This window comes from Bradyrhizobium sp. (genome assembly GCF_017881085.1).
GTDB lineage: Bacteria > Pseudomonadota > Alphaproteobacteria > Rhizobiales > Xanthobacteraceae > Bradyrhizobium.
Map to the genome: position 1 here is coordinate 1 of NZ_JADGRI010000461.1, position 3,060 is coordinate 3,060.

The window sequence follows — 3,060 nt, forward strand, 5'->3', positions numbered from 1 at the left end:
CCGGAGATGGCTGGTGACAAGGTGATGTGCCGCGTCGCGATCGTCATGCTCGCGCCAGCGTTTGGCGAGCATGTATTCCTGCTGGGGCTCCAGCATCGGAAACTTGCGGATCTCGGCAAGGTAACGGGATAGACCGGATTCTCCGTTGAGAACCGGCAAGGTAGCTGTACGGGCCATTTAGCGCCCTCCAGTGGTTCAGGCCCCCGACAGCGGCGAGCCCGGCAGACGGCCGCTTTGTTAAAGCCAGTCGCGCTGCGATGTTCCGCGTTGGATATTCAACGCACGTGCAACATACACTATTTCGGGGGGCATTTGGAAGGATAGCGGGGGTCACGTCTCCGTGGGGCAGGTATAACTTGTTGTCATATCAAAGCTTTTCCGGGCGGCCTGCGTCATAGCGCCGCTCGCAGGCAATCCCTTAGTAGGGTGAGATCGGCGGGCAAATCCGAAATCCACTCCATAATCTCCCCTGTTTGGGGGTGTTTCAATACCAGGAGGTATGCATGGAGCGCTTGGCGGTCGAGGTCGCCCAGCGCCGCTTGGCTACGGGGGCCGAGATGGCTGGCCTTGGTCTTGAAGTGCGGGCCGTAAACACCGTCGCCCATCAGGGGGTGGCCGATATGGGCGAGGTGCACCCGGATCTGATGGGTGCGCCCGGTCTCGAGCTGACAGGCGAGCAACGCCGCGACCGGCCTGCCGTCGCGCCCGTTGAAGGTCTCTTGGACCTCCCAATGGGTGACCGCCTCGCGGCCGCCCTGGCGAACCGCCATTTTTTCCCTCGCATGGGGATGGCGGTCGATCGGCGCGTCCACCGTGCCGCGCTGCCGGCTGGGCACGCCCCAGACGAAGGCCATGTAGCCACGCCGCATCTCCCCGGTGCGCCCGTGATCGGCGAATTGCGCGGTCAGCGATTGGTGCGCCCGGTCGTTCTTCGCCGCCACCATCAGCCCGGTGGTGTCCTTGTCGAGCCGGTGCACGATGCCCGGGCGCCTGACGCCGCCGATGCCGGAAAGGCTTGCCCCGCAATGGGCGATCAGTGCGTTGACGAGGGTTCCGGTCTCGTGGCCGGCGGCGGGATGCACCACCAGCCCCCTGGGCTTGTCGATGACGATGATGTCGTCGTCCTCGTAGACGATAGCGAGGGCGATATCCTCTCCGGCGGGCTCGGCAGGGACGGCTTCCGGCACGTCGATTGTGATCGTATCGCCTCCCGCGACATGATAAGCGGGGTCGCGGATGGGGGCGTTCCTGACCGTGATGTGGCCAGCAAGGATCAGCGCCTTCAGCCGCGAACGCGACAGCTCCGGCAGGCGTGCCGCCAGCACGCGATCGAGCCGGGGCGAGCCCTCGTCGCCGGCGACGGTGACTTCCAGCCTTTGACCGTTGCTCGAAGCTGGTTCCAAAGCCGAGCCGATTCCCGAAGCGTTTTGCCCTGAAGAGTTCTGCATGACCGAGACTGTTGCGCCCGAACCGACCCCCGAGCAAGCCGTGCTGTTCGCGCGGGTGCGGCGGATGATGCTGATCGCGGGCCTGACGACGGCTCTGGCGGTAGCGGCCGTCCTGATCGCCATCGGCTACCGTCTTTTCCGCTCCGATGGAAGTGTGACGGCTGCCGCCACCGACGTTACCGCCAGCCTGCCGAAGGGCGCCCGCATCGTCTCGACGGGCGCCGCCGGCGACCGGCTGGTGGTGACGCTGGATGTGGGTGGAGCGACCGAAATCCTCACCTTCGATGCGCGGACGTTGAAACCGGCCGGCAGGCTGAAATTCGTCAGCGAGCCCTGACCCTCATCCCTAACGCGCAGAAAGCGCGGTTCGGCACGCGATCAGGCCCCTCCTAAATTGGTCTCAGCTGTCTTGCAGCAAGCCGATTTCAAGGCTATTGCCTGAGCCACACGCTCCCTTCGTCTAGCGGTTAGGACGCGGCCCTCTCAAGGCTGAAACAGGGGTTCAATTCCCCTAGGGAGCGCCAGCGTTCCGAAGCGTCGGCATTCGGCACGATCCTTGCGAACGGCTGCATTCTGCGCTCGCTCGGACGTAGCTCGTCCAAAAAACAACGTAACTGGCGTTCTCGATATCCGGACCGTATAATTTCAGGCCCACTTGGGTAGCGCGGATGTCCATGTTTGCAGGCAGATTAGGTCTCGTGTTCGTCGTAGCGGCGCTCTGTCTGGGCGGGCGAACGGCCCACGCCCAGTCTGCGCCGGTGGCCTATTGGACCCCGGGCTGGCTCGGCTTCGGCGGCAATCTGAATGCCGGCCAGGGCGCGAACGCGGACGGCAACTTTGCGAGCTTTGATGGCGGTGGCGCTGGCGGCTTTTCCTCGGCACGTTACAATTTTGCGAACGGCTGGTTTGTCGGCAACGAACGCGGCAGCATGGGCTTGAGCGGCATCAACCAGGCTGGCGCGTTCGGCTCGCTCCAAACCGAAGGCGTGCAGTTCGGCTACAACTTCAAGAACACTGCCGTCTCCCTCTATGCCGGTTTCGACACGTTGAAATACAATTCCGGCATTGGCGGCGCTTTTTCGCCGTTCGACTTCACGTCCAGCACGGCCGGCTATGGCGCCCATGCAGGCGTCGAATTCAAGCCGACGTCGAATCTCAGCCTGTCGCTCGGGTTCGGCTACACCCAGCAGTCGGGGCGCCTCGACACCGACACCAAATCGCCCTCGCTGTCCAACGCCTCTCAGGTTGACCTCGTCGGCGGCTGGCGCTGACCCGTAAGCGCACGCGAGCCCGCGCTCTAGGCCGACGCGGGGCGCGAATGCGGCGGTCATCCAACGGCCATTTCCTTCGCGCCGCCCAGCAGCTTGACGTTGAGCCTGCCGCCCGCGAACAACATGTCGTCCAGCGCCTCGCCAATATCGTCGGACTTGACGGTTATGCCGCCATCCCGCGCGATGCTTGCCTGTGCGATGCGCCGCATCAGCTCCTTGATGAACGCGGCGCTGACGCCTTTTGTCCGTCGCGCGGCCTCATCCACAACGGCTTCGCCGAGCGGCAAGCCTCTGCCGTAGAGTTGAACGAGCTTGGCGCGGCCGATGTCGTCCGGAAGCGG

4 protein-coding genes, 1 tRNA gene and 1 pseudogene are annotated in these 3,060 nt (G+C 64.2%); 3 read left to right on the plus strand and 3 right to left on the minus strand.

All coding sequences use genetic code 11. From position 1 onward, the window contains the following. Both QZ213_RS26590 and QZ213_RS26595 read right to left on the minus strand, forming a co-directional pair. Positions 1 to 177, minus strand: a 177-nt coding sequence (locus tag QZ213_RS26590; RefSeq protein ID WP_291689034.1) for a sigma-70 factor domain-containing protein, incomplete at its 3' end; no start/stop codon positions are given. A 215-nt stretch (positions 178 to 392) separates the two neighbouring features. Further along, entirely contained in the window at positions 393 to 1,448 is a 1,056-nt protein-coding gene (locus QZ213_RS26595) for an RluA family pseudouridine synthase (RefSeq protein ID WP_291689031.1), read from the minus strand. On the opposite strand from QZ213_RS26595, the gene QZ213_RS26600 reads away from it, so the two are divergent. The 3 genes from QZ213_RS26600 to QZ213_RS26610 all read left to right on the plus strand — a co-directional run bounded on the left by QZ213_RS26600 (position 1,447) and on the right by QZ213_RS26610 (position 2,719). Beyond that, positions 1,447 to 1,785 carry a hypothetical protein gene (locus QZ213_RS26600; protein ID WP_291689032.1) on the plus strand — a complete coding sequence of 113 codons (339 nt, stop codon included), beginning with the start codon at positions 1,447 to 1,449 and terminating at the stop codon, positions 1,783 to 1,785. The genes QZ213_RS26595 and QZ213_RS26600 overlap by 2 nt on opposite strands. Positions 1,786 to 1,897: 112 nt before the next feature. After that, positions 1,898 to 1,972 (plus strand) — tRNA-Glu (locus QZ213_RS26605). A 150-nt stretch (positions 1,973 to 2,122) separates the two neighbouring features. Further along, the gene (locus QZ213_RS26610) at positions 2,123 to 2,719 is read left to right on the plus strand and encodes a hypothetical protein (RefSeq protein ID WP_365885385.1); all 597 of its coding nucleotides are present in this window, start codon (positions 2,123 to 2,125) and stop codon (positions 2,717 to 2,719) included. 56 nt (positions 2,720 to 2,775) lie between these two features. Here the strand turns inward: QZ213_RS26610 and QZ213_RS26615 are convergent. After that, a pseudogene (locus QZ213_RS26615) lies at positions 2,776 to 3,060 on the minus strand (cell division protein FtsH); the annotation flags it as partial.